The 20,050-nt window shown below is 68.0% G+C and carries 18 protein-coding genes and 4 pseudogenes; 11 read left to right on the forward strand and 11 right to left on the reverse strand.

The genetic code is table 11. The features are described from left to right. Positions 1-73: 73 nt before the first annotated feature. On the reverse strand, positions 74-1,672 hold the full coding sequence (locus ACH4DZ_RS23825) for a GMC oxidoreductase (protein ID WP_398289315.1): 1,599 nt from the start codon (positions 1,670-1,672) through the stop codon (positions 74-76). Positions 1,673-1,882: 210 nt separating this feature from the next. On the opposite strand from ACH4DZ_RS23825, the gene ACH4DZ_RS23830 reads away from it, so the two are divergent. Further along, positions 1,883-2,530 (forward strand): TetR family transcriptional regulator, encoded by a 648-nt coding sequence (locus tag ACH4DZ_RS23830; protein WP_398289316.1) that lies wholly within the window; start codon positions 1,883-1,885, stop codon positions 2,528-2,530. 156 nt (positions 2,531-2,686) lie between these two features. Here the strand turns inward: ACH4DZ_RS23830 and ACH4DZ_RS23835 are convergent, their stop codons facing one another. Both ACH4DZ_RS23835 and ACH4DZ_RS23840 read right to left on the reverse strand, forming a co-directional pair. Continuing rightward, the gene (locus ACH4DZ_RS23835; RefSeq protein WP_398289317.1) at positions 2,687-3,037 is read right to left on the reverse strand and encodes a ferredoxin; all 351 of its coding nucleotides are present in this window, start codon (positions 3,035-3,037) and stop codon (positions 2,687-2,689) included. Between the two features lie 140 nt (positions 3,038-3,177). Then, positions 3,178-3,340: pseudogene (locus tag ACH4DZ_RS23840) on the reverse strand (carbamate kinase); the annotation flags it as partial. 360 nt (positions 3,341-3,700) lie between these two features. On the opposite strand from ACH4DZ_RS23840, the gene ACH4DZ_RS23845 reads away from it, so the two are divergent. Continuing rightward, positions 3,701-4,165, forward strand: coding sequence for a Crp/Fnr family transcriptional regulator (locus ACH4DZ_RS23845; protein WP_398289318.1), 465 nt, complete (start codon positions 3,701-3,703; stop codon positions 4,163-4,165). A gap of 20 nt (positions 4,166-4,185) precedes the next feature. Here ACH4DZ_RS23845 and ACH4DZ_RS23850 read toward each other — a convergent pair whose 3' ends face one another. The 6 genes and pseudogenes from ACH4DZ_RS23850 to ACH4DZ_RS23875 all read right to left on the reverse strand — a co-directional run bounded on the left by ACH4DZ_RS23850 (position 4,186) and on the right by ACH4DZ_RS23875 (position 7,330). Beyond that, positions 4,186-4,524, reverse strand: coding sequence for a MerR family transcriptional regulator (locus tag ACH4DZ_RS23850; protein ID WP_398289319.1), 339 nt, complete (start codon positions 4,522-4,524; stop codon positions 4,186-4,188). A gap of 816 nt (positions 4,525-5,340) precedes the next feature. Then, positions 5,341-5,799, reverse strand: a complete 459-nt coding sequence (locus ACH4DZ_RS23855) for a cation transporting ATPase C-terminal domain-containing protein (RefSeq protein WP_398289320.1) — start codon at positions 5,797-5,799, stop codon at positions 5,341-5,343. 154 nt (positions 5,800-5,953) lie between these two features. Next, positions 5,954-6,274, reverse strand: a pseudogene (locus tag ACH4DZ_RS23860) (cation-transporting P-type ATPase); the annotation flags it as partial. Continuing rightward, positions 6,175-6,390: a hypothetical protein gene (locus tag ACH4DZ_RS23865; protein WP_398289321.1), complete on the reverse strand. Its 216-nt coding sequence runs from the start codon at positions 6,388-6,390 to the stop codon at positions 6,175-6,177. The gene ACH4DZ_RS23865 and the pseudogene ACH4DZ_RS23860, both read right to left, overlap by 100 nt. A gap of 76 nt (positions 6,391-6,466) precedes the next feature. Then, positions 6,467-6,730 (reverse strand): annotated as a pseudogene (locus ACH4DZ_RS23870) (cation-transporting P-type ATPase); the annotation flags it as partial. A gap of 141 nt (positions 6,731-6,871) precedes the next feature. Then, positions 6,872-7,330 (reverse strand): universal stress protein, encoded by a 459-nt coding sequence (locus ACH4DZ_RS23875; RefSeq protein ID WP_398289322.1) that lies wholly within the window; start codon positions 7,328-7,330, stop codon positions 6,872-6,874. A gap of 444 nt (positions 7,331-7,774) precedes the next feature. Between ACH4DZ_RS23875 and ACH4DZ_RS23880 the strand changes: the two genes are divergently transcribed. The 3 genes and pseudogenes from ACH4DZ_RS23880 (at position 7,775) to ACH4DZ_RS23890 (ending at position 10,322) form a co-directional block, all read left to right on the forward strand. Next, a complete protein-coding gene (locus tag ACH4DZ_RS23880) occupies positions 7,775-8,629 on the forward strand; it encodes a slipin family protein (protein ID WP_398289323.1) in 855 nt (284 codons plus the stop codon). A 463-nt stretch (positions 8,630-9,092) separates the two neighbouring features. Further along, positions 9,093-9,313, forward strand: a pseudogene (locus ACH4DZ_RS23885) (ornithine carbamoyltransferase subunit F); the annotation flags it as partial. A 10-nt stretch (positions 9,314-9,323) separates the two neighbouring features. Beyond that, the gene (locus ACH4DZ_RS23890) at positions 9,324-10,322 is read left to right on the forward strand and encodes a carbamate kinase (RefSeq protein WP_398289324.1); all 999 of its coding nucleotides are present in this window, start codon (positions 9,324-9,326) and stop codon (positions 10,320-10,322) included. A 796-nt stretch (positions 10,323-11,118) separates the two neighbouring features. Here ACH4DZ_RS23890 and ACH4DZ_RS23895 read toward each other — a convergent pair. After that, positions 11,119-11,298, reverse strand: a complete 180-nt coding sequence (locus tag ACH4DZ_RS23895) for a hypothetical protein (protein ID WP_398289325.1) — start codon at positions 11,296-11,298, stop codon at positions 11,119-11,121. A gap of 85 nt (positions 11,299-11,383) precedes the next feature. Further along, positions 11,384-12,130 (reverse strand): 4-hydroxy-tetrahydrodipicolinate reductase, encoded by a 747-nt coding sequence (gene dapB, locus ACH4DZ_RS23900; protein WP_398289326.1) that lies wholly within the window; start codon positions 12,128-12,130, stop codon positions 11,384-11,386. A gap of 665 nt (positions 12,131-12,795) precedes the next feature. On the opposite strand from dapB, the gene tcuA reads away from it, so the two are divergent. From tcuA to ACH4DZ_RS23930, 6 genes are all read left to right on the forward strand, one after another. Further along, the gene (gene tcuA, locus ACH4DZ_RS23905; protein WP_398289327.1) at positions 12,796-14,244 is read left to right on the forward strand and encodes an FAD-dependent tricarballylate dehydrogenase TcuA; all 1,449 of its coding nucleotides are present in this window, start codon (positions 12,796-12,798) and stop codon (positions 14,242-14,244) included. A 245-nt stretch (positions 14,245-14,489) separates the two neighbouring features. After that, the gene (locus ACH4DZ_RS23910; protein ID WP_398289328.1) at positions 14,490-15,866 is read left to right on the forward strand and encodes a lysine N(6)-hydroxylase/L-ornithine N(5)-oxygenase family protein; all 1,377 of its coding nucleotides are present in this window, start codon (positions 14,490-14,492) and stop codon (positions 15,864-15,866) included. 21 nt (positions 15,867-15,887) lie between these two features. Further along, positions 15,888-16,163: an MbtH family protein gene (locus ACH4DZ_RS23915; RefSeq protein WP_398289329.1), complete on the forward strand. Its 276-nt coding sequence runs from the start codon at positions 15,888-15,890 to the stop codon at positions 16,161-16,163. Between the two features lie 74 nt (positions 16,164-16,237). After that, on the forward strand, positions 16,238-16,651 hold the full coding sequence (panD, locus tag ACH4DZ_RS23920) for an aspartate 1-decarboxylase (RefSeq protein ID WP_398289330.1): 414 nt from the start codon (positions 16,238-16,240) through the stop codon (positions 16,649-16,651). A gap of 506 nt (positions 16,652-17,157) precedes the next feature. Then, positions 17,158-19,023 (forward strand): SIP domain-containing protein, encoded by a 1,866-nt coding sequence (locus ACH4DZ_RS23925; protein WP_398289331.1) that lies wholly within the window; start codon positions 17,158-17,160, stop codon positions 19,021-19,023. A 40-nt stretch (positions 19,024-19,063) separates the two neighbouring features. After that, a complete protein-coding gene (locus ACH4DZ_RS23930) occupies positions 19,064-20,050 on the forward strand; it encodes an ABC transporter substrate-binding protein (RefSeq protein WP_398289332.1) in 987 nt (328 codons plus the stop codon).

The following is a 20,050-nucleotide window of genomic DNA, read 5'->3' on the forward strand; positions in this document are numbered from 1 at the left end:
GCGGTGGTGGTGAGGGTGGAACGGGAACGGGATCTCTTGCGGCTCGACCTGGGCTCCTCGTTCAGTTCACTGGTCAGATGATTGCGCCGACATCGTGGGCGGTGATGGCGTCCATCGCCCGTTCGGCGACAGCGGCGATGGTCATCGACGGGTTGCAGGCTCCTGTCGTGCCGGGGATGAGCGCGCCGTCGAGAACGTAGAGGCCGCGTTGGCCCTCGACCCGGCCTTCCAGATCGCACACCGTTCCCATCGGTGCGCCGCCCAGTGGGTGCCAGGTGGTGTTGACCAGGGCGTTCGTGTCCGTGAGGACGCCGAGGCCCTTGGATACCTCCGTGACGCGGCGCTGGATGTTCCGGTGACTGGCCGCGTCGCCGCCCGAGGGCCAGTGCAGCGATACGGAGTCGGCTGCGGCGTCGTAGCGGAACCGGCCGCGGTCTGCGCTCACCCCGAAGCCGACCAGCATGGTCGTACGGGAGTTGAGGCCCATCGGCGGTATGGAAGCCTGGATGATGGTGTTCGCGGTGGCGGGGTCGTCCCACGCCTTGCTGCCGTAGACGACCGGGCCGCCCTGCTCCGCGCCGAAGTCCTCCTGGAAGTTCGTCCAGGCGTAGATGCGATCACCGTTGGTCCCCCAGCCCTCGCCGAGACCGTCGGGGAGGTCGGGAACGGCGCCCGTGGCTCCCGCGCGGACGAGAAGCTTGCTGGTGTTGATGCTGCCGGCCGCCATGAACAGGGCCGGGGTCGACAGGATCTTGTGCTCGGCGACGCGGCCCGTGTCGTCGGTGCGGTCGACGTGCACTGTCCAACGGCCATCCGCCGCCCGCGCCACAGAGGTGACGTTGTGGTGCGTTTCGACCGTCACCTTCCCGGTCGCCTCGGCCTGGCGGATGTAGGTCGCGTCGACGGAGTGCTTGCCGCCGTTGTTGACGCCGAGCGCGCAGTCCCCGTTCGTGTAGGAGGGCTTCATCTCTCCGCGCAGCTCGGCCAGGGCGTAGTCCCAGTCGATCGGCATCGGAATCTTCTCCAGGCCGTATCCGGCCCGGCGGACCCGTTCCGCGAAGACTCTCGCCGCGTAGTAGTGGGACGAGTCGACCAGCTTGTCCGGCGCCGTCGCGACCTGGAGCATGGCCGCGACCCGCGGGTAATGGATCTCGCGCATGCGCCGGTAGTCGAGTTCCGGGGGGAGCCAGGTGTTGAAAACCGCTTCGGAGGGCTGGAGCGTCATGCCCTGGTAGACGAGCGAACCGCCACCGACTCCAGCCGCGCAGACCCCCAGGAGGTTCTGGCCGAGTATCGGTTCCAGAAGCCCTACGTACGGCGTGAAGTCGAGCGGTGTACCGATGAGTTGGGCGAGCGGCCGGACGGCCTCGGGGAGGGTGCCGTACCACAACGCCCGTTTGTCCACACCGGACGCGCGAGGGAAGGTGTCCGCGTTCGGCCCGGTCGGCCACCGCCGGCCACGTTCGAGGACAGTCACCGGCACACCGGCCTGCGCCAGTCTCAGCGCGGCCACGCCACCGCCGAAGCCCGAGCCGACGATCACGGCCCGGTGTTCCTCGCGGACCGTCTTCACCCGGGCCGGTGCGGCTGAGGCGGTGGGGGGCGCAAGGACGCTCGCGGCTGCGAGTCCCGCGGAGGCGGTGAGCAGGACGCGCCTGCTGGGAGTGGACATGAGCGGCTCCTCGGTGGGGTGGAATGCCGTTCGACAGGTGACCGTTTCGAGCCGGCCGTGCACGCCGGTCACGGGGAGACAGGGCCTGTTACCCGCCAGTCACTTACGGCAGCGTAGGTCTGCCTGTCACTGAGTGACAAGACGTCTGCGTGTGTCATTTTCAGCTGACTCGCTATGCTGCGCTGACATGAGCGGAGAGCGGGGGCGAGGGTGAGCGGAGCGCCGCCCGCGGGACGGGGATCGATAGCTGAAGCGGACGCCAGGCCGTCGCTCGCCGAGCGGCGCAAGGCGGAGCTCCGCTTCGCGATCGCCAACGAAGCTGTCCGTCTGTTCGCCTCACAGGGCGTCGCGGGTACGACGGGCGAACAGATCGCTCAGGCTGTGGGCATTTCGTCCCGAACCCTGTGGCGCCATTTCCCGACCAAGGAGAGCTGCGTACTGCCGCTGCTTTCCGCGGGGCTTGAGTTCGCCGTTGAACAGTTGCGTCACTGGCCGGCAGACACGGGCTTGCTGGACTTCGTCACGCGATCCCTGCGCGTCGGCGAACTGCCCGAGGGAGCCCCGGTCGTCCTCGACCTGATCCGCATGACCTCCACCGACCCCGCGCTGCGCGCCGTCTGGCTCCAGGCCCACGACGACGCCCTGCCCGTCCTCGGACAACTCCTCGCCCGGCGAACCGGCACCAGCGCCGACGACCTGCGGATCAAGGTGCACGCGGCGACCTTCAACGGCGCGCTGCGCGCCGCGGCGGAGGACTTCGCCCGCCGATACGCCGAAGCCCCCGAAGCATCAGGAACCGAGATCGCCACATGCCTCATCGCCGCGCTCCGCGCGGCCTCCGAGGGCCTGCCCTACTGACGCGGTTACCAGCGGGTGCGTCCATCAGATGACACACACTTGCAGCACCTACCGCCACGGTCCGCAACGCGGTGAGCAGCGGCTCGATCCAGGATCAGCGTGCCCAGCGCGGTGACTGCGACCGTCCGAGCATGCCGGACGCGTCTGGACATACGTTCAGTAGCGTGACCCAGGCACCACCGGTGCAGGGCACGGACGTTCGGTCACCTGCCGCGCTACCGTCACATGACGTGCGGCTCGTTCGGCTCGCCCTCGTCCAGTTTGAATGGCCTGCGTGGGGCAGGCGGCGGCCGCGAACCTGACGTCCCACCCCCGGTCCCTCGCCGGCCGCTCCGACAGCACGTGAGTCTCCTCGGTGTCCTCGCTCATGGCGAAGACGTCCGGCGCGGAGACCACACACAGACCGTGGGACTCACAAAGTGACGGCGCGGCCGGGGCCTTGCCGGTTCGGGCCCCGCGGTGATACCGGCCCAGCCCCATGCACCCTGTTCTGACTACGTGCACCATTTCGGACCCCGGGCCTCCCACGCCGACGTCACACGCGCTACCAAGATCCGGGCCAGGTACGGGGCAACTCAGTTCGGTTGCAGGCACTTTCGCCCTTAGAAGAAGCCCAGTTTCTTCGGCGAGTACGACGAGGATGTTCTGATCTGGGGGCCGTTGGCGTGGGTGATGACGATCTCGTGGTCGTGGGCGAGGGCGGCGATCGCGGTGGTCACCCGGTCGCTGTTCGCCTCCTGAACAGCCGCGTCGGGGGGGCTCACCTCGGTGCGGCAGGGCGTTGCTGCCGAGAGCGATGACGATGCGCATGGCTCGGTCTTCCAGGTTGGCGACGAGTACGGCCTTGATGGTGTGCAGCCGGCTCCCCGCCTGATCGAAGACGGTCGACCTCCTTACCGACCTGGCAAGGCAAGGGGCGAGCAGTCCGATCCGCCGACGACCTTGAGCGGTCAGGAGGAAGCGAGGCAGGTACCCGGAACTCGCCCCTTCACCAAGTGGGTCGTCTCACGTACTCATGGAACAACCAAGTTCCCGGCGCCGCAGCATGCCGGAAGTCCCCTGCTCGGAGCCGAGCGGCCCGGCCGATGGACCGGGTGGCCCATAGGGCACCGCCGGGCCTCGGGCACACGCTGGTCCTGACAGTTCCCACGTCCCGTCGGGAGGCACGCCATGATCACCGCCCCCACACCCAGCTTGCCGCGCGCGCTGTCTGCCGAGCACCGGCTGCGGCTCATGCGCTTCGCCCGCGAGGTCTCCTTCCCGCAAGGGACGCGCCTGTTCGAGGAGGGCAGCCGGGCCGACCGGTTCTGGATCATCCGCACGGGCACGGTCCAACTCGACATGCATGTGCCGGGCCGCCGCGCGGCCGCCATCGAGACCCTGCGGCACAACGAACTCGTCGGAGTGTCCTGGCTGTTCAGCCCGCACGCCTGGCACCTGGGCGCCGAAGCGACGACACCGGTGCGGGCGTACGAGTTCGACGCCGCGGCAGTTCGGCTGATGTGCCAGGAAGACCCGGCCATCGGCAGCACCATCGCCCGGTGGGTCGGTGACGTGCTCGCCCACCGACTCCGCTCCGCCCGGACCCGGCTGCTGGACCTGTACGCCCCGTACGGCGCCGACAGCCGGCTCTGAGCGCGCCGGGCCCAGCCGCCTCAGGCCGTGGGCGTCAGTTTCGGTGTTCCGGCTGTGCGGCGGTGTTCGGCGTTGATGCGCTGGGCTTCTTCGAGCTGGTCTTCGAGGATGATGATGCGGCAGGCGGCCTCGATGGGAGTCCCCTGGTCGACGAGTTCCCGGGCACGGGCCGCGATGCGCAGCTGGTATCGGGAGTAGCGGCGGTGTCCGCCGGCGGAGCGCAGCGGGGTGATGAGGCGGGCTTCGCCGATGGCGCGGAGGAAGCCCTGCGTGGTGCCGAGCAGTTCGGCGGCCCGGCCCATGGTGTAAGCGGGGTAGTCCTCGTCGTCGAGTCGGCCGTAGGAGTCGTCTGCTGTCATCGCACCTCTCTGTGGAACGCGTGGAGGGGCCCTGGTGCCAATGGCACCAGGGCCCCGAAGGAACTGCTACACCATCTGCCGGCCCTGGTACTGCGCCGGCCTTCTGTTTCCGCAGACCCGACCGGAATGCTGTCGGGTGTGCTGGGATCGCGGTTGCTCGACCGGAGACCACCTCACTATCGATGTCCTGCGGTACCCGGGCTCAAGACTTCCGCCCGGGCGATCCTGATGGCGCTCGGCTCCTCCGTTCTTCCCTCTGGGATCAATCACTTACCTACTGAGCGGGTACTGCGTACTGCTGATACTGCGTACTGTTGGTGATGCGTACTGCTCAGTGGCCTGCGTCAGCGCCACTCTTCGGCAGCCAGCCCCGTCGCCCGTCCTGCGTCTGCTCTGGCTTGGAACCCCACTGCCGAACCTCCCGGTGCGCGCGCCCGCAGCCGACGCCTTCACCGAGGTACTGCCACTGCGGTACTGCTCACGGCGGCCCCTGATCACTGCGGGCCACCCGGTCCGGTCGTCAGCCCCGTCGCCGTCCTGCGACAACCCTGGCTTCGGAACTCCACCACCGCACCGTCCTACACACTGCAACTACGCACTGCTGCCCGGCAGTTCGTGTCTGCCAGGCCCTGCTGTCTCTCTGGGCTACGAGAGAAACCATAACCAGGCCAACCATCGAATGTCTACTCCGGCCGACATAGATTTTCGTGCGTTCGACAGCGAGGTAATTCCCCTCGAACGGCAGCAGGGCAGGGACCCGGCTCGGTTCGAGGCGGGTGCGGTCGAGTCCTGAGTCCTGAGTCCTGATGCTGCTGCTCACCCTGCCTGTTCTGCCATACGCCCCTCTACGAGGCGTGAGGTCACGGACGTACTGAGTGTCGCGGCCCTTGTTGCGTCGCGATGGCGGCGGACCCGGCGGAGGACTTCGTCGACTCCCCAGACGATGAGCGGGAACGGTGCGACGACCGCGAGCTGAGCGGGGCTGAGGGCTGCCGTGCCGAAGATGTGCTGGAGGGGCGGCGCGTACACGACCGCCGCGGTGAAGGCCAGCTCGAAGGCGATGCCCCACAGGAGCAGGCGGTTGGTCCAGACGCCGACGGTGAACAGGGAGGCGCGGTCGGTTCGGGCGGCGAACGCGGTGCCGATCCGGCAGGCGACGATGCCGACGAAGTGAGGTCGTCGCTTCCAGATATGCCTGGTGCAGGGGGGTACCGCTCCTGTGGGATCCCCGGGGCTCCAGCCGGCGTGCCAGAGGGTGAAGAGGAAGCCGCCCATTCTCGGTGAGCGTGCCGGTCTTGTCCGTGCAGATCACGGTCGTCGATCCCAGGGTCTCGACTCCCGAGTGGCGTTTGACGACGGCTCCGCCCGCCGCGAGTTCCCGTACCCCCGCGGCAAGGGCCAGGGTGATGGTCGGCAGCAGCCCTTCGGGGACGTTGGCGACGATAAGTCCGATGGAGAAGCCGATGGCCGCGCCCCAGCCCAGCCCGGCGGCGACCCCGATGGGCAGGAAGGCCGCGCCGATCACGACAGCGACGACGGCGACGGTCCAGGTGGCCCGCCGCACCTGCTTCTCCAGGGGGCTGCGTTCCGTGTGTACGCGCTGGGACAACGCGGCGATGCGGCCCAGCTCGGTGTGCATGCCCGTCCGGGTCACGACCGCTTCTGCCTCGCCACCGCTGCAGGTGGTGCCGCTGAAGACCGGACGACGAGGATGTCGCCGGGCACGAGGTCCTTGGCCGCGATCTCGCACCGCACCTCGTCGCGCACGACCCTGGCGGTGGGCGGCAGGAACACGGCCAACGCCTCCACGGCCCGCTCGGCCTGCATCTCCTGGGCGAAGGCGAATCCGGCGTTCAGGAGGATCACGGCCACAACGGCGACCGAGAGTGCCGGTGTTCCTCCGGCCCATGCCAGGACGGCAGCGAGGGCAGGCCAGCAGGATGGCCAGGGGCTGGGTGAACTGGGAGAGCAGCTCGCCCGGCCACCGCCTGCCGCCGGATCGGGTCAGTACGTTCGGCCCGTAGACCAGTTGTCTGCGGGCCGCCTCCCGGCTGGAGAGGCCCGAGGGAGAGGTGCGCAGGTCACGGAAGAGTTCCGCGGGTGGCCGCCGCTCGTCCGCCTGCTCCGCGTTGTCGGCCTGTCCCGCGTTGTCGGGCTCGCCGGGCGGGTGGGCTTCCCGCTCATCGGTGGGTGATGACCGGGTCATGAAGGGCCCTTCGCGGAAGGAACATGCTTGAGATGGTGCGGATGCGCTTCGAAGCCGTTGCCCCTCAAGGCCAACAGGCCACAGGTGGTGGGTTGTTGTCCTCGTCCTCCCCCTCGGGCGGCCGGCTTTGCGCCGCGCGGGTCACGGTTGGGGGACGACGACGACCGGGCAGGGTGCGTGCTGCACGCAGTGCTGGCTGACCGAGCCGAGGAGGATGCCGGTGAAGGTGCCGTGGCCCCGGCTGCCCAGGACCAGAAGCTGTGCGTTGCGGCCCGCGTCCATCAGTACCTCCACGGGATGGCCCTCGGCCACGCGGACCGCCACCTCGGCCGGGTCGTCCAGCTGGTCGCGAACCGCGGTCACGGTTTCCCGCAGGGCTCGTTCGGCGGTCTTGGCGAACTCGCCCCCGTCGGGCATCGACGGGACCCAGCCATAGGTGTACCCGTACACCTGCGGGTACTGCCAGGCGGCGACCGCCTCGACGGCGCTGCCGCTCAGCCTGGCCTGCGCCAGGGCCCACCTCAGTGCTGCCTGTGAGCAGGGCGAGCCGTCGACGCCCACGACGACGGGCCCGGGCTTCTTGTCGGTGTGCTGGGTCATGGGGCGTTCTCCTGCCGGTCGGTTGCGAACAGGGCCGGCGTGCACGACGGGCAGCGCGGGCTCGCCCCCGGACTTCGATGGAGGTGCGGATGCGTACGTGCCGGCCGTCACGGAATACCGGACGGACAGCTTCACGCTACGTACCCCCGCCGGACCTGCGGCCGGCCAACCGGCATACATCCGGGGCCGCACGGCCCTGCCCGTATGGCCCACCCGCATCCAGGCCGAGTCGCACACGATTGGGGGCCGGTTGGCCTCTGCCTGCGGCGCGGGCAGCCAGCCATGCTCGGAACACGGCATGAACCGCGGAGCCCGGCCGGGCCCGCCACCGCGGGCCATTTGCTCTTTCCGGTCCACGGGCCCGGTCCCGCTTTCCGTGGTCCTTCGCACTCCGGCTGGAGCTCGAAGGACAGAGGTCTCGTGCCCTATCTGAGGAGCAGCCCGATGGAACTACTCGTTTTCCTGATCGTCGTAGCGGCCCTTTTGGTCGTCGTCACGCTCGCCATGGCCATCAAGGTCGTCAAGCAGTACGAGCAAGGGGTGCTGTTCAGGTTCGGCCGACTCGTCGGATCGCGGGAACCGGGGCTGCGGTTCATCATTCCGTTCGTCGACGTCCTGCACCGGGTCTCACTGCGGATCGTCACGATGCCCATTCAGTCGCAGGGCATCATCACGCGGGACAACGTGAGCGTCGACGTGTCGGCGGTCGCCTACTTCCGGGTGGTCGACGCGGAGAAGTCGGTCATCGCGATCGAGAACGTCAACGCGGCGATCAACCAGATCGCCCAGACCACCCTGCGCAAGGTCGTTGGCCAGCACACCCTCGACGAGACCCTCTCGGAGACCGACCGCATCAACCTGGACATCCGCGAGATCCTCGACGTCGCCACCGTCGAATGGGGTGTGGAGGTCACGCTGGTCGAGCTCAAGGACATCCAGCTGCCCGACAGCATGAAGCGTGCGATGGCCCGCCAGGCCGAGGCCGAGCGCGAGAAGCGAGCGAAGATCATTAACGCCGAGGGTGAGTCGCTGGCCGCAGCGGCTCTCGGAGACGCGTCGGACATCATGATGGACCATCCCCTGGCCCTTCAACTCCGCAACCTCCAGAGCCTGGTGGAGATCGGTGTGGACAAGAACACCACCGTCGTCTTCCCCGCCCCGCTGATGAGCACCATCGGCGAGCTCGGCTCCTTCCTCGCTCGCGAGACGGCGGCAGCAGGCTCCGCGACGCCGCCGCCGGCTGACCGCACCACGACCAGCCCGGACCCGGCACTGAACGGGGCGACCGCGGCCGTCTGATCATCCGCGTCACCGTGCCGACCACTTCCGGACGGAGCACCGTGCCCACCTCCCAAGCGCTGTCAGCCCAGTGGCGCCGCGCCGACGGCCGAGCCCTGATCACCGGGGCAGGCGCACCCTGCCACGATCCGGGGCCTCGTACGGGACCTCCCGGAAAGCCCCGGCCGACGCACCCGGGCTCCGGGACCGGCCCAGGGAGGCGGCCGTCGTGACCACACCGGGCAGGGCCCAGGCCACCGACGCGTCACCCCGCCAACACCACCACCAGGTCGGACAGTTCCTCGCCCGCCGACGCTCGGTCGTCGCCTGGTGCGACCGTCACCTGATGGCCATCCACTCGCTGTCCACCCTCAAGACGGACATCCCCGGTGTTGTGGACGCGGCCCCGGCCGAGGTGCTCACCAGCCCCGTCGCCAGGGACCGCTGCCCCGACGGCGGCTCCGGCCGCTCGCCGCAGCACCGGCTCCCCGCCGTCCCGGAGCCCGACACGAGGTTCCTGCACTGTCTGCCCGCCGTCCACGACCGCAGCACCCAACTCGGCGAGCGCCTGCACGAGCGGTACGGCCTCAGCGGCGCGGAGGTCACCGACGACGTCTTCGAGTCGCCCCGCTCGATCGTCTTCGACCAGGCCGAGAACCGGCTGCACACATCAAAGCGGTCCTCGTCGCCGCCCTCGGCGACTGAGGCGCCTGATATGCGCATCGTGGCCGCGCTCGGCGGCAACGCACTCCTGCGGCGCGGCGAGAAGCCCGACGCCGTCATCCAGATCGAGCACGTACGCGCCGCCGCCGAGGCACTCGCCCCGTTGGCCGCCGACCATGAGCTGATCGTCTGTCACGGGAACGGTCCGCAGGTCGGCATGCTCGCCCTGGAGAGCGAGAACGACCCGGCTCTGACCCGCCCCTACCCGCTGGACGCGCTCGGCGCGCAGACACAGGGGATGATCGGCTACTGGCTGGCCCAGTGCCTGCACAACGCCGGCGTGACCAAGCCGGTCCTGAGCATCGTCACCCAGACGCTGGTCGACGCGCACGACCCGGCCTTCGCCGAACCGGCGAAGTTCGTCGGCCCCGTCTACGACCACCCGCACGCACGGCGGCTGGCCGAACTGCACGGCTGGCACGTCGCCGCCGACGGCGACAACTGGCGGCGGGTCGTCCCCTCCCCCGAGCCGCAGCGGATCATCGAGCAGGACTCGATCACCCACCTGCTGGAGAACCGCGCGGTGGTGATCTGCGGGGGCGGCGGCGGAGCCCCCGTCATCGACGACGGCACCGGCCGGCTCCAGGGCGTCGAGGCCGTCGTCGACAAGGACTTCACCGCGGCCCTGCTCGCCGTCACCGTGCACGCCGACCGACTGCTCGTACTCACCGACGTACCCGCCGTCATGGCACACTTCGGCACCCCCCAGGCCGTCCCGCTGAACCGCCTCGACCTCGACGACCTGGCCCGTATGCGGTTCCCGGCCGGTTCCATGGGCCCCAAGATCGCCGCCTGCCACCGTTTCGTCGCAGCCACCGGCCGAAGAGCCGCCATCGGTTCCCTCTCCGAGGCGACGGCGGTCCTGGACGGCAGCGCCGGAACCACCATCACCGCAGGCCGCACCCACCGTACGGACACCCGGCCCGGACGCGGGCCCGGACCGGCGAGCAAGCCTGTGCCCACCAACGCGACGGGACAAGGACGCGGTTGACCCACCGGACAGCTTCCGCTCCGGCCGACGGTCACGCCATCGATTCGGTGCGCTCCTTGAGCGTGAGGAGCATCTTGCGCTCCATGACGAGGCGAACGACCACCGCGCCTCAACGCGTCCCGCGCCGCGGCCCTCGGGGTGTCAACATGCCGCGCCGGGCGCGATCCCCACCTGAGTCGGTGCGTCCACCACGTCCGAAGCCGCCTGACCAGGCCCGAAAGGGAGACCGTGCTGGCCACTTCACCAGACGCCCGAGCACGCGGAACGTACACGATTGGCGAGGCTCACGCGTATGGGGAGCCGCTATGGCGATCCGGACGCCGATTCACCTGCCGACTCCCTTACCGCTGGGCCCAAGGCAGGCACGCCTCCCTATTCTGAGTGCGAAAACTCCTCGTCACCGACGGCACCAGCTGGGTGGCCATCTCCGTACGCAGCTCCCAAAGCAGCTCATCATCGGCCTGCAGGGTCGGTGCTCACGAAGCCCGGATACCGGCGTCTCCGCAGGAACCAGTGCTCACGAACTCGCGGAACCCGTGTTCTGGAGACCGGTACGGGCACCGGCTACAACACCTGTCTTCTCGCCCAGTTGACCGGCCGCGCGGCCTGGTGCTCGACCAGCCGCGTGTCACCGCGTGGTCGGGGACCACGATCGGCAGGAACGAGTCGCATGACGGGCTCTGGCTCCGCCTGACCGGGACCGACCCGCGCGTGTGCCGGGTCAAGGCCCACGCCGATGTCCCGCCCGAGGTGTGCGATCCGGTGGCAGGGTGGTGGCGGAGTTGGACGCGATCGGTCACGGCCCGTCCGCCGGCGAGCTGAGGTCGAGCCAGTCCCGCGCGTTGGCGGCATCGCTCAATGTCGCGGGGAACAGGTTCAAGATCGCGTCGATCGCGGCCTTGTACTCGGTCGGCAACGCCACGGACGTGTCGAACAGTTGTCGCTCGCCGGCGGTCAGGCGCCCGTGCGCCGTCATCGCCGCTCCTGGCCGCACGAGTTCCGGGCGACTCAGCGCCAGGACCTGGTGCAAGGTCCGTACGTTGCCCTGTCGTTGCTTCGTTTCAGTCCAGGCCCAGTACGGCGTCGAGTCCGACCGTCACTCCGGTGAGATTGGGGACGGCGCGTAGCGCGGTGAGCACTCCGGGCATGAGGGACTCGCGTGTGACGGAGTCGTATCGCAGCCTCAGAATTTCGCCGTCGACGCCGAACAGCACCTCTTGCGACGACATGAACCCACGGACTCGGACCGAGTGTACGGAGACTCCCTCGATCCGCCCGCCCCGCACGCCATGCGGGTCGAGGTAGGTGGCATCGGGCGATGGGGCGCAACCCGCTTCGGCGCGAGCGCGACCGATCAGTTCGGCCGTGTGCAGCGCCGTTCCCGATGGCGCGTCCACCTTGCCGGGATGATGCATCTCGATGATCTCGACAGACTCGAAGAACGGGGCGGCCTTCGTGGCGAACTTGGTCATCAGCACCGCACCGACCGAGAAGTTCGGAACGACGAACACGCTGACCTCACCATGGTCGACCAGCGCGGCGCGGATCTGCTCCACAGCCCGCTCGTCGAAGCCGGATGTCCCCACCACCACATGAATGCCTTGCTTGATGCACCACTGCACTTGCTCGTGGGCAACGTCCGGTGGCGAGAACACGAGCACGACATCAGCGTTGTGGTCGACGATGTCCTGCACGTCGTCATCAACGTCGATCTCGGCAACCACGGTCAAGTCGGAGCTGGCCTCAATTGCGCGGACCGACGCCACGCCCATCCGCCCGCGGGCCCCCAACACAGCAACTCGAGTCATATGGTTAGCCTAACCTATGTTGACCGCCCGGCTCCAGTGCCCGAGTCTCACGGACGGGATCCGCGAGCGCGGTGGATCTGGATGCCAGAAGCTGCTTCAGCGGCGCAAGTGCCAGCAAGCCAAGGGGCTGAGCGGGTTGACGCGCACTGGTTGGCTGCGGATGTGCGCTCCGACTTCGCCCGGTGGTCGGCGACAGCCTCACTCGAATGAGGAGCTGCGCAAGAACCGCGACGCGAGAAGCGGGCGTTGGTGAGGTATCGCCGCCCGGTCGGTGTCGCGTCGATGCGCCGGATCGTGGCCACGGCACGCAAGGCACTCAACGACGCGATGTACGGCGAGGCGCGGTTGATCACCTTCAACCCGGCCGTCAAGCTGCCGCGCACACTCCCTCGCCCGACTCGTCGTCACATCAGTGGCAGTGGTCCAGAACACACGAACATTCAATTTAGGTAAGGCTAAGCTGCGTTGCTGCGAGCTGAGCGGCGGACCACGGACCGGCTGCGGCTCGCGCGGACAGTGCCGCCGCTCAGCCTGGCCACGGTCGATGTCGGCCGGTCGGGCTATCGGTGGCAATTCACCCGGGTTGACGAGGCAGTTTGGCTGCCGAAGGAATGTGGCTGCCGGTGGAGAGCCGAAGGAATGTGACTGTCGGTGGAGAGGTGGACATGCGCGATCCAGAGGTTGTCGTGGTGGGCGGAGGAAACGCCGGTTACTGCGCGGCTCACGCGGCGGCCGAGCGTGGGCGGCGCGTAGTTCTCCTGGAGAAGGCGCCGCGGGAACAGGCCGGCGGGAACAGCTACTACACACTGGGTTCGACCCGGATGGTGCACGACGGGCTCGGCGACCTGCTTGAGGTCCTTGAGCCTGATGAGCGTCACGCGCGTACCGAGGTCCCGCCGTATCCGGTGGCGGAGTTCCTGGCCGATCTGGAGCGGGTCACCGGAGGGCGGGGCGACAAGGAACTTGCCGAGGCTGTCGTCGAAGGCTCGCGTGACGCTGTCCGCTGGCTGCATGCATTGGGGCTGCGATTCCAGCTGATGTACGAGCGGCAGGCCCACGAACGTCCCGACGGGACCTTCGTGTTCTGGGGTGGATCGCACGTGTGCAACGTCGACGGCGGACCTGGGCTGATGTCGGCCCATGAGCGCGTCGCATCACGACTCGGAGTCGAGGTGCACTACAGCCGCCCGGTCACGGGGCTGATGACTGATGGTGGTTCGGTCGTTGGCGTTCGGATAGGAGATCAGGAGCTTCCAGCGGAGTCGGTGGTGATCGCCAGCGGCGGTTTCGAGGCGAATGCGCAATGGCGTCAGCGCTACCTGGGAGACGGCTGGCAGCACGCGAAGGTGCGTGGCACGCCGTACAACACCGGTGACCTGATCGGCGCGGCGCTGGAGATAGGTGCAGATCGTGGAGGCGACTGGTCGACGTGCCATAGCGTTCCATGGGACGCGTCATTCCCCGAGAACGAGAGCAATCGTGCCTTGACGAACCGGCTCAGCCGGTACGGCTATCCGCTCGGCATCGTTGTCAACCGCCGGGGTCAACGGTTCTTCGACGAAGGCGCGGACTTTCGCAACTATACGTACGCGAAGTACGGCAAGGTGATCCTCGAACAGCCGGGTTCGGTGGCGTTTCAGGTATTCGATGCGAAGTCCCGCCCGATGCTGGCGGCGTACGAGTACGAGATGCCCGGGATCGTTCCGGTTGTCGCCAGCAGCCTCGAAGAGCTTGCCGCGGCCATGGATGTCGATGTCGACGGATTCGTGCGGACGGTTCGGGAGTTCAACTCATCGATCGACACCAGCCGTCCGCTCGATCCGACGATCAAGGACGGCCGCAGTGCAGCGGCGGAGCCCGTCAAGAGCAATTGGGCATCGGCGGTCGAGGCGCCGCCGTACTACGCGTATCCGGTGACGTGTGGAATCAGTTTCACCTTCGGCGGCCTTCGCGGTGACGTTGACGGCCGGGTGCTCGATCGGTCGGGTGAGCCCATCCCCGGACTCTTCGCGTGCGGCGAAACGCTCGGGGGGCTCTTCAGCGCGAACTACCCGACCGGCGCCGGCCTGACCGCGGGAATGGTGATCGGGCGACGCGCCGGCTCGCTCGCCTGAGTCGCCACCCAGGGCGCGAGCACACCTGCGGTCGGAAGCCGCCGTGCGGCCGCATGCCTCGGGACGAGCGTCGGCCGCCGATCGGACCGGGGATCTCCCCAGAGGTGTGTCGCGGTGGCTTGCGCCGTACACCAACCAAAGTTAGGCTTACCTAAGTTACTGGTGCTACGGCTGGCCCTTGCTGAGGGTTGGCCGGTCATTGCACCGTTCGTTCGCGACCCGTGGCAAAAGGGGCCAAGCGCCGGATGACGATGGATGAGTTGGCCGAGGACGGTGACCGTCGTCTCGGATCGGGAGATCATGCCGGTGGTGAGGTCGACATTCTCGGTATCGGATTTGGACCGTCGAATCTGAGCCTGGCGATCGCGATCGAGGAACTCAATGATCGTCGTCGTGCGGGCCGGCCGCTGACGGCGAGGTTTGTCGATGTCCGGCGGCGGTTCGGGTGGCATGACGACATGTTGTTGCCGGGTGCGACCATGCAGATCAGTTTCCTGAAAGATCTGGTCTCGCCGCGGACCCCGACCAGTCCGTTCTCGTTTCTGAACTATCTCCACGAGCTGGGGCGGCTGTCCGACTTCATCAATCTCAAGACGTTCTTCCCGACGAGACGTGAGTTCCACGGCTACCTGAGCTGGGCCGCGAGCCGGATCGACCTTCCGGTCTCCTACGGTACGAGGGCGACCTGTATCGACTGGAGTGGCGGGAGGTTCGAGGTCACGCTTGAGTCCGTGGTCGACGGCTCCGAGGTGACGAGGGTCGCGGCACGTCACGTCGTGATCGGATCCGGTAGCCGGCCGGTGCTGCCGGAGGGGATCGTGCCGGGCGCCCGGGTGTTCCACAACCATCAGTTGCTGAAGGGGCTCGGCGAGTTGCCCTCGCGGCCGCACGGCCGTTTCCTTGTCGTAGGGTCCGGGCAAAGTGCGGCGGAGGTCGCTGCGTACCTGCACGATTCGTATCCCGATGCCGAAGTACACGCGTCCTTCCGCCGGTACGGCTATACCCCCTCCGATGACACGCCCTATGCCAACCGCATCTTCGATCCGGAGGCGGTCGACGAGTTCTACACGGCACCGCCGGAGCTCAAGCAGCAACTGCTGGACTATCACCGGCAGACCAACTACTCCGCCGTCGATGCCGACCTCATCACGGATCTCTACCGGCGTGAGTACGACGAAAGCACGCGTGGCGCGCGTCGGCTGATCGTGCACCGGGTCACCGGGATCGAGCGGCTGAGCGAGAGCTCCGACGGGGTCACAGCAACGATCCGTGACCTGGGAAACCGGGGCAGCACCACGCTTGAGGTCGACGCTGCCGTCTTCGCCACCGGGTTCCGTCCCGCGGACACCCGCAGCATGCTCGGGCCGAGCATTGACGGGTCGTCCTCGTTCGAGGGGGATCTCCCGATCGTCGAGCGTGACTACCGGCTGCGTCTGCGCAGCGTTCCCGAACGGATCTTCCTCAATGGCGGGGTCCAGCACAGTCACGGGTTGACCTCGTCCCTGCTGTCCAACGTCGCGGTCCGCGCCGCCGACATCCTGCGTGCGATCACCGGCGAGCAGCCCGATCACCCCGCCACCCGGCAACGATTGCCTGCTGCGACCCGGACCGACCCCCGATAGGAACAACGAGGAGCAGCACTCATGGCACAGAACCCGTTCGACGACGACAACGGTTCCTTCTACGCGCTGATCAACCGCGAGGAGCAACACTCGTTGTGGCCGACGTTCAAGCCGGTGCCAGCCGGTTGGAGCATCGCGTACGGCGAACCCGGCGGCAGACCGCGTCAGGAAGTACTCGACTGGATCGACGAGCACTGGACCGACATCCGCCCGAAGTCGTTGCGCGATCACATTTCCCGGTACGAGACACAGAACACTGGCAAGGCCGCCGGCACCTCCGACGCCGCTCTTGCGTAGCAAGGCGGCCCGAACATCATCGACTGATCCGCAGAACCCACCCCGCACCACTCATAGAGGAAGAGGAGCCGGACATGCTTCGCGAAGTCCTGGGCGGAAAAATCCACCGCGCCACCGTCACCCAGGCCGACTTGCACTACGTGGGTTCGCTGACGCTCGATGAAGACCTCGCGCGTGCCGCGGGCCTGACCGAAGGTGAGAAAGTTCAAGTCGTCGACATCACCAACGGGGCCCGTCTGGAGACCTACATCATCATCGGGCCCGCCGGAAGTGGCGACATCTGCATCAACGGCGCGGCGGCACATCTCATCCACCCCGGCGACCTCGTGATCATCATGTCTTTCGTGCTGGCCGAGGAGTCCGAACTGGCCGACTACCAGCCCAAGGTCGTACACGTCGACGCCACCAACCGCATCATCGCCTTGGGCAACGACCTCGCCGAGCCGGTCCCAGGGGCGGACGATCAGATTTCTTCCCGCGTGAGGTGAGCCAGGCTGATGCGTGGTCGCTTCGGCGTTGGAGCCGGTGGGACCTTCGGGCCTTCGCCACGCAAGCAGCGTCAAGCTGCCAGCGAGCAGGTCACACGCTGTCTGGGCTCGTTTCGGTCGTCGTATGCAGGCAAGGCCGTGCACCGGGTGTTCGCCTCCTCCGGCCAGGAGGTCTTCTTCGAGGGCTGCCAACCCCAACGCCCGGCTCGGTCACCACCGCACGGTGGTTCCACCCGTCCGCGGGAATCCGGGCGCCCGCTCCGGCCTTGAGGTGGAACGCCTCAGCGCCGTCGACGCGTACGTGTGCTGTGCCGGTGTGGACCCGGGTCAGCAACGGACGGCGGGGATGACCTGTCGCATCCGACCGTGCTCCCGAAGTCGGCGGCGGGCAGCCGGTGTTCATAGCTGGCTTTTAAGGTAAGGGTTACCTAATATGATCCGAGGCTTGCGTCGATGGAGCGTGGCCTCATCAGCCCGGAAGAAGATCGGAAAGGCCCGCTCTCAGCATGCCGAAGACCTCACGCCGTCTCACGGTGCACCCCCTGACCCTGCGGGAGGTCGAAGTCGTGCGGGTGGTGGACCTGACGCCGGGGATGCGACGGATCACGCTGAGCGGCGAGCAGCTCTGCGAGTTCACCTCGGCGAACGGCTTCCCGCAGCCGGCCTTCGACTCCCCCGGATTCGATGACGACATCCGTCTGGTGTTCCGTCACCCCGGCCGTGCCGAGCCGGTGCTGCCGGTGCAGCAGGAGAAGGGCGTGGACCTGCCGAGGAACCCGCGGCCCCTGTCGAAGGTCTACACGGTGCGTCGCTGGGACCCCGAGGCAGGCGAGCTGGACGTGGACTTCGTCAGGCACGGAGTCGGCGTGGGTACCACCTGGGCGTACCGCGCGCAGGTCGGTGACCGCATCCACTTCTACGGCCCGAGCGCGTCACGTGCGCTCCCGCACGACACGGACTGGCTCCTGGTCGCCGGTGACGACACTGCGATCCCCGCGATCGCCCGCCTGCTCGACGAACTCCCTGACCACGCGCGGGCACAGGTGTTCGTCGAGGTCGCCGAGGATGCTCACCGGCTGCAACTGCGGGCGCTGCCGCACGTCGAGGTGACCTGGTTGGTACGCGACGGCGCTGAGGCGGGTACGACCAGCCTCCTGCGGGACGCGGTCGGGAACACCAACTGGTGGGAGGGTCGCCCGTTCGCCTGGGTCGCCGGGGAGCACACGGCGGTACGAGATCTGCGCCGCCATCTGGTCGAAGACCGGGCAGTGCCGAAGGAGGACATCGAGTTCACCGGATACTGGCGCCGCAGTGAGGTCGTCGTCCTGGAGACCGACGAGGCGGTACCCGACCCCGAGAAGTCGATCACACCGTTCGAGAAACTCCACGAGCTGACCGAGCTGATCCGGCCGATCGCGATCCGCACCGCCGTCGAGCTGGGCGTACCCGAACTGATCTCCCGCGGCGTCACCGGTGTCGCGGACCTGGCCGCCAGGACCGAAAGCGATGAGCGAGCGCTCGGCAAGCTGCTGCGCTACCTGCACGCTGTGGGCATCGTGACCGAGACCGAACCGGGCCGCTACGGGCTGACACCGGTGGGCGAGGTTCTGACCAACGAGTTCATGGCCGACACTCTGCACCCTGCCGGCGTGGTGGGCCGGGAGATGCTCGGCGTCCATGGACTCACCGAGTCGATCCGCACCGGCCGTCCCTCCTACGCGTCTGTGACCGGGCAGACCTTCGCTGGCGTGCGAGCGGAACAGGGCTACGAGGACCGCTACCTGGAACGCCTGGCGAAGTTCCAGCCCGCGCCGGCCATGTCGATCGCCAAGTCCGAGCTGCTCGTTGGGGTCCGGCAGCTGGTGATCCACTCCGGTGGCGCGGGCGCCCAGGCCGGTGAGTTCGTCGCCGTCCACGAAGACCTGCGGGTGACGATCTGCGCGCTGCCCGCCCAGGCCGACTGGCTGCGCCGCGACCTGCCCGCCACCATCCCCGACGAGCAGCAGCGCGCGCGGGTCAGCGTGATCGAGCAATCCGTCTTCGAGCCCAGCCCGGCCTCCGACGCCGTGTTCATCAGCCGCGCCCTCAAAGCCCTGCCCGACCCGGACGCCGCCCACGCACTGCGCCGAGCAGCCGAGAGCCTCCTCCCGGGCGGCCGGGTGCTGCTGATCGAGGAGGTCTTCGACACCGGCGCCCTGGACGAGCACGACGGCGAAGCAGACCTGCTCGGCCTCACGGTGCACGGCTCCGGCCTGCGCACCGCGGCCGAACTCGACTCGGTGATCACTCGCGCCGGACTGGTCCGCACAACCACGCACAGCGTCGGGTGGGGCACCACCGTCCACGCACTCGTACCCGCCGGCACCCACTGACCTCCCGTGCCCAATGAAGAAGAGAAGGAAGACCACACCCATGACCATGACACCCCCGAGACGGCGCGGCGCGGCCCTGAGCGCCGCGATCGTGAGCATCGCGCTCGTCCTCACGGCCTGCGGCAGCTCCGACAACAGTGGCGACAACGCTGCCGGCAAGACTGACGAGACCCGCACCGTCAAGGCCGGCAACGGGGACATCAAGGTCCCCGCCGCCCCGCAGCGGGTCGTCACGATCGGCAACACGGACCTGCCGTTCATCGACATGGGTGGCAAGCCGGTGGGCGTCACCGGGGTGGCCGACTCCGAACTCAGCTTGTTGCCGCAGAAGCAGCGCGCAACGTTCGAGAAAGCCACGAACCTCGGTGAAGAGGTGGACCTCGAAAAGGTCGCCAGCCTCAAGCCGGACCTCATACTGGTCCAGATTCCCGATGCCGAGTTCAAGAAGATCGAGAAGCAACTCGGGACGATCGCCCCGACGGCCTTCTGGGGGCTCGACACCGAGTGGAAGGCTCTCGCCGAGGCGATCGCGGAGGCCGGCAACGTGCAAGACGCGCTCGGCCGGCAGAAAGCGGACTTCGAGGATCGCGTCGCCAAGATGAAGCAGACGTACTCGGACGCCATCAAGAACACCAAGTTCGTCAATCTCGACCGCTACGCGAGCTCCGATCCCGGGACGTTCGTCATCGGGGACATCGGGTGCGTCGAAATCGCCCAGGACGACATCGGCCTGAACTTCCCCAAGGCGGCCGCCGGCGCCGACCCCTTGGCCTACGCGAACTTGCCCTTCGAGCAGATCGCAAAGCTGTCCAAGTACGACGTGATCACCTACCCCGCCGACGCCAAGGGTCAGCCGACAAAGGTCTTCGCGCCGGTGGTCCAGACCAACACCTGGAAGGCGCTGCCCACCGTGAAGTCCGGTCACGCGCTCGGCGTCTTCTGCCCCGGCAACAACTCCTACGGCGCCGTTCTGCGGTACCTGGAATCGCTCGACACCGCACTGGCGACCCTCCCCGCCAAGAAGTGA

Origin of the sequence: Streptomyces sp. NPDC017991 (genome assembly GCF_044328075.1) — a bacterium.
Classification (GTDB): domain Bacteria; phylum Actinomycetota; class Actinomycetes; order Streptomycetales; family Streptomycetaceae; genus Streptomyces.

Coding starts and splice junctions, on each gene's coding strand:
- ACH4DZ_RS23825 (WP_398289315.1), bottom strand. CDS start 1,672: ATGTCCACTCCCAGCAGGCGCGTCCTGCTCACCGCCTCCGCGGGACTC.
- ACH4DZ_RS23835 (WP_398289317.1), bottom strand. CDS start 3,037: ATGGTGCACGTAGTCAGAACAGGGTGCATGGGGCTGGGCCGGTATCAC.
- ACH4DZ_RS23845 (WP_398289318.1), top strand. CDS start 3,701: ATGATCACCGCCCCCACACCCAGCTTGCCGCGCGCGCTGTCTGCCGAG.
- ACH4DZ_RS23850 (WP_398289319.1), bottom strand. CDS start 4,524: ATGACAGCAGACGACTCCTACGGCCGACTCGACGACGAGGACTACCCC.
- ACH4DZ_RS23855 (WP_398289320.1), bottom strand. CDS start 5,799: ATGGGCGGCTTCCTCTTCACCCTCTGGCACGCCGGCTGGAGCCCCGGG.
- ACH4DZ_RS23875 (WP_398289322.1), bottom strand. CDS start 7,330: ATGACCCAGCACACCGACAAGAAGCCCGGGCCCGTCGTCGTGGGCGTC.
- ACH4DZ_RS23880 (WP_398289323.1), top strand. CDS start 7,775: ATGGAACTACTCGTTTTCCTGATCGTCGTAGCGGCCCTTTTGGTCGTC.
- ACH4DZ_RS23890 (WP_398289324.1), top strand. CDS start 9,324: ATGCGCATCGTGGCCGCGCTCGGCGGCAACGCACTCCTGCGGCGCGGC.
- ACH4DZ_RS23895 (WP_398289325.1), bottom strand. CDS start 11,298: ATGACGGCGCACGGGCGCCTGACCGCCGGCGAGCGACAACTGTTCGAC.
- dapB (WP_398289326.1), bottom strand. CDS start 12,130: ATGACTCGAGTTGCTGTGTTGGGGGCCCGCGGGCGGATGGGCGTGGCG.
- tcuA (WP_398289327.1), top strand. CDS start 12,796: ATGCGCGATCCAGAGGTTGTCGTGGTGGGCGGAGGAAACGCCGGTTAC.
- ACH4DZ_RS23910 (WP_398289328.1), top strand. CDS start 14,490: ATGACGATGGATGAGTTGGCCGAGGACGGTGACCGTCGTCTCGGATCG.
- ACH4DZ_RS23915 (WP_398289329.1), top strand. CDS start 15,888: ATGGCACAGAACCCGTTCGACGACGACAACGGTTCCTTCTACGCGCTG.
- panD (WP_398289330.1), top strand. CDS start 16,238: ATGCTTCGCGAAGTCCTGGGCGGAAAAATCCACCGCGCCACCGTCACC.
- ACH4DZ_RS23925 (WP_398289331.1), top strand. CDS start 17,158: ATGCCGAAGACCTCACGCCGTCTCACGGTGCACCCCCTGACCCTGCGG.
- ACH4DZ_RS23930 (WP_398289332.1), top strand. CDS start 19,064: ATGACCATGACACCCCCGAGACGGCGCGGCGCGGCCCTGAGCGCCGCG.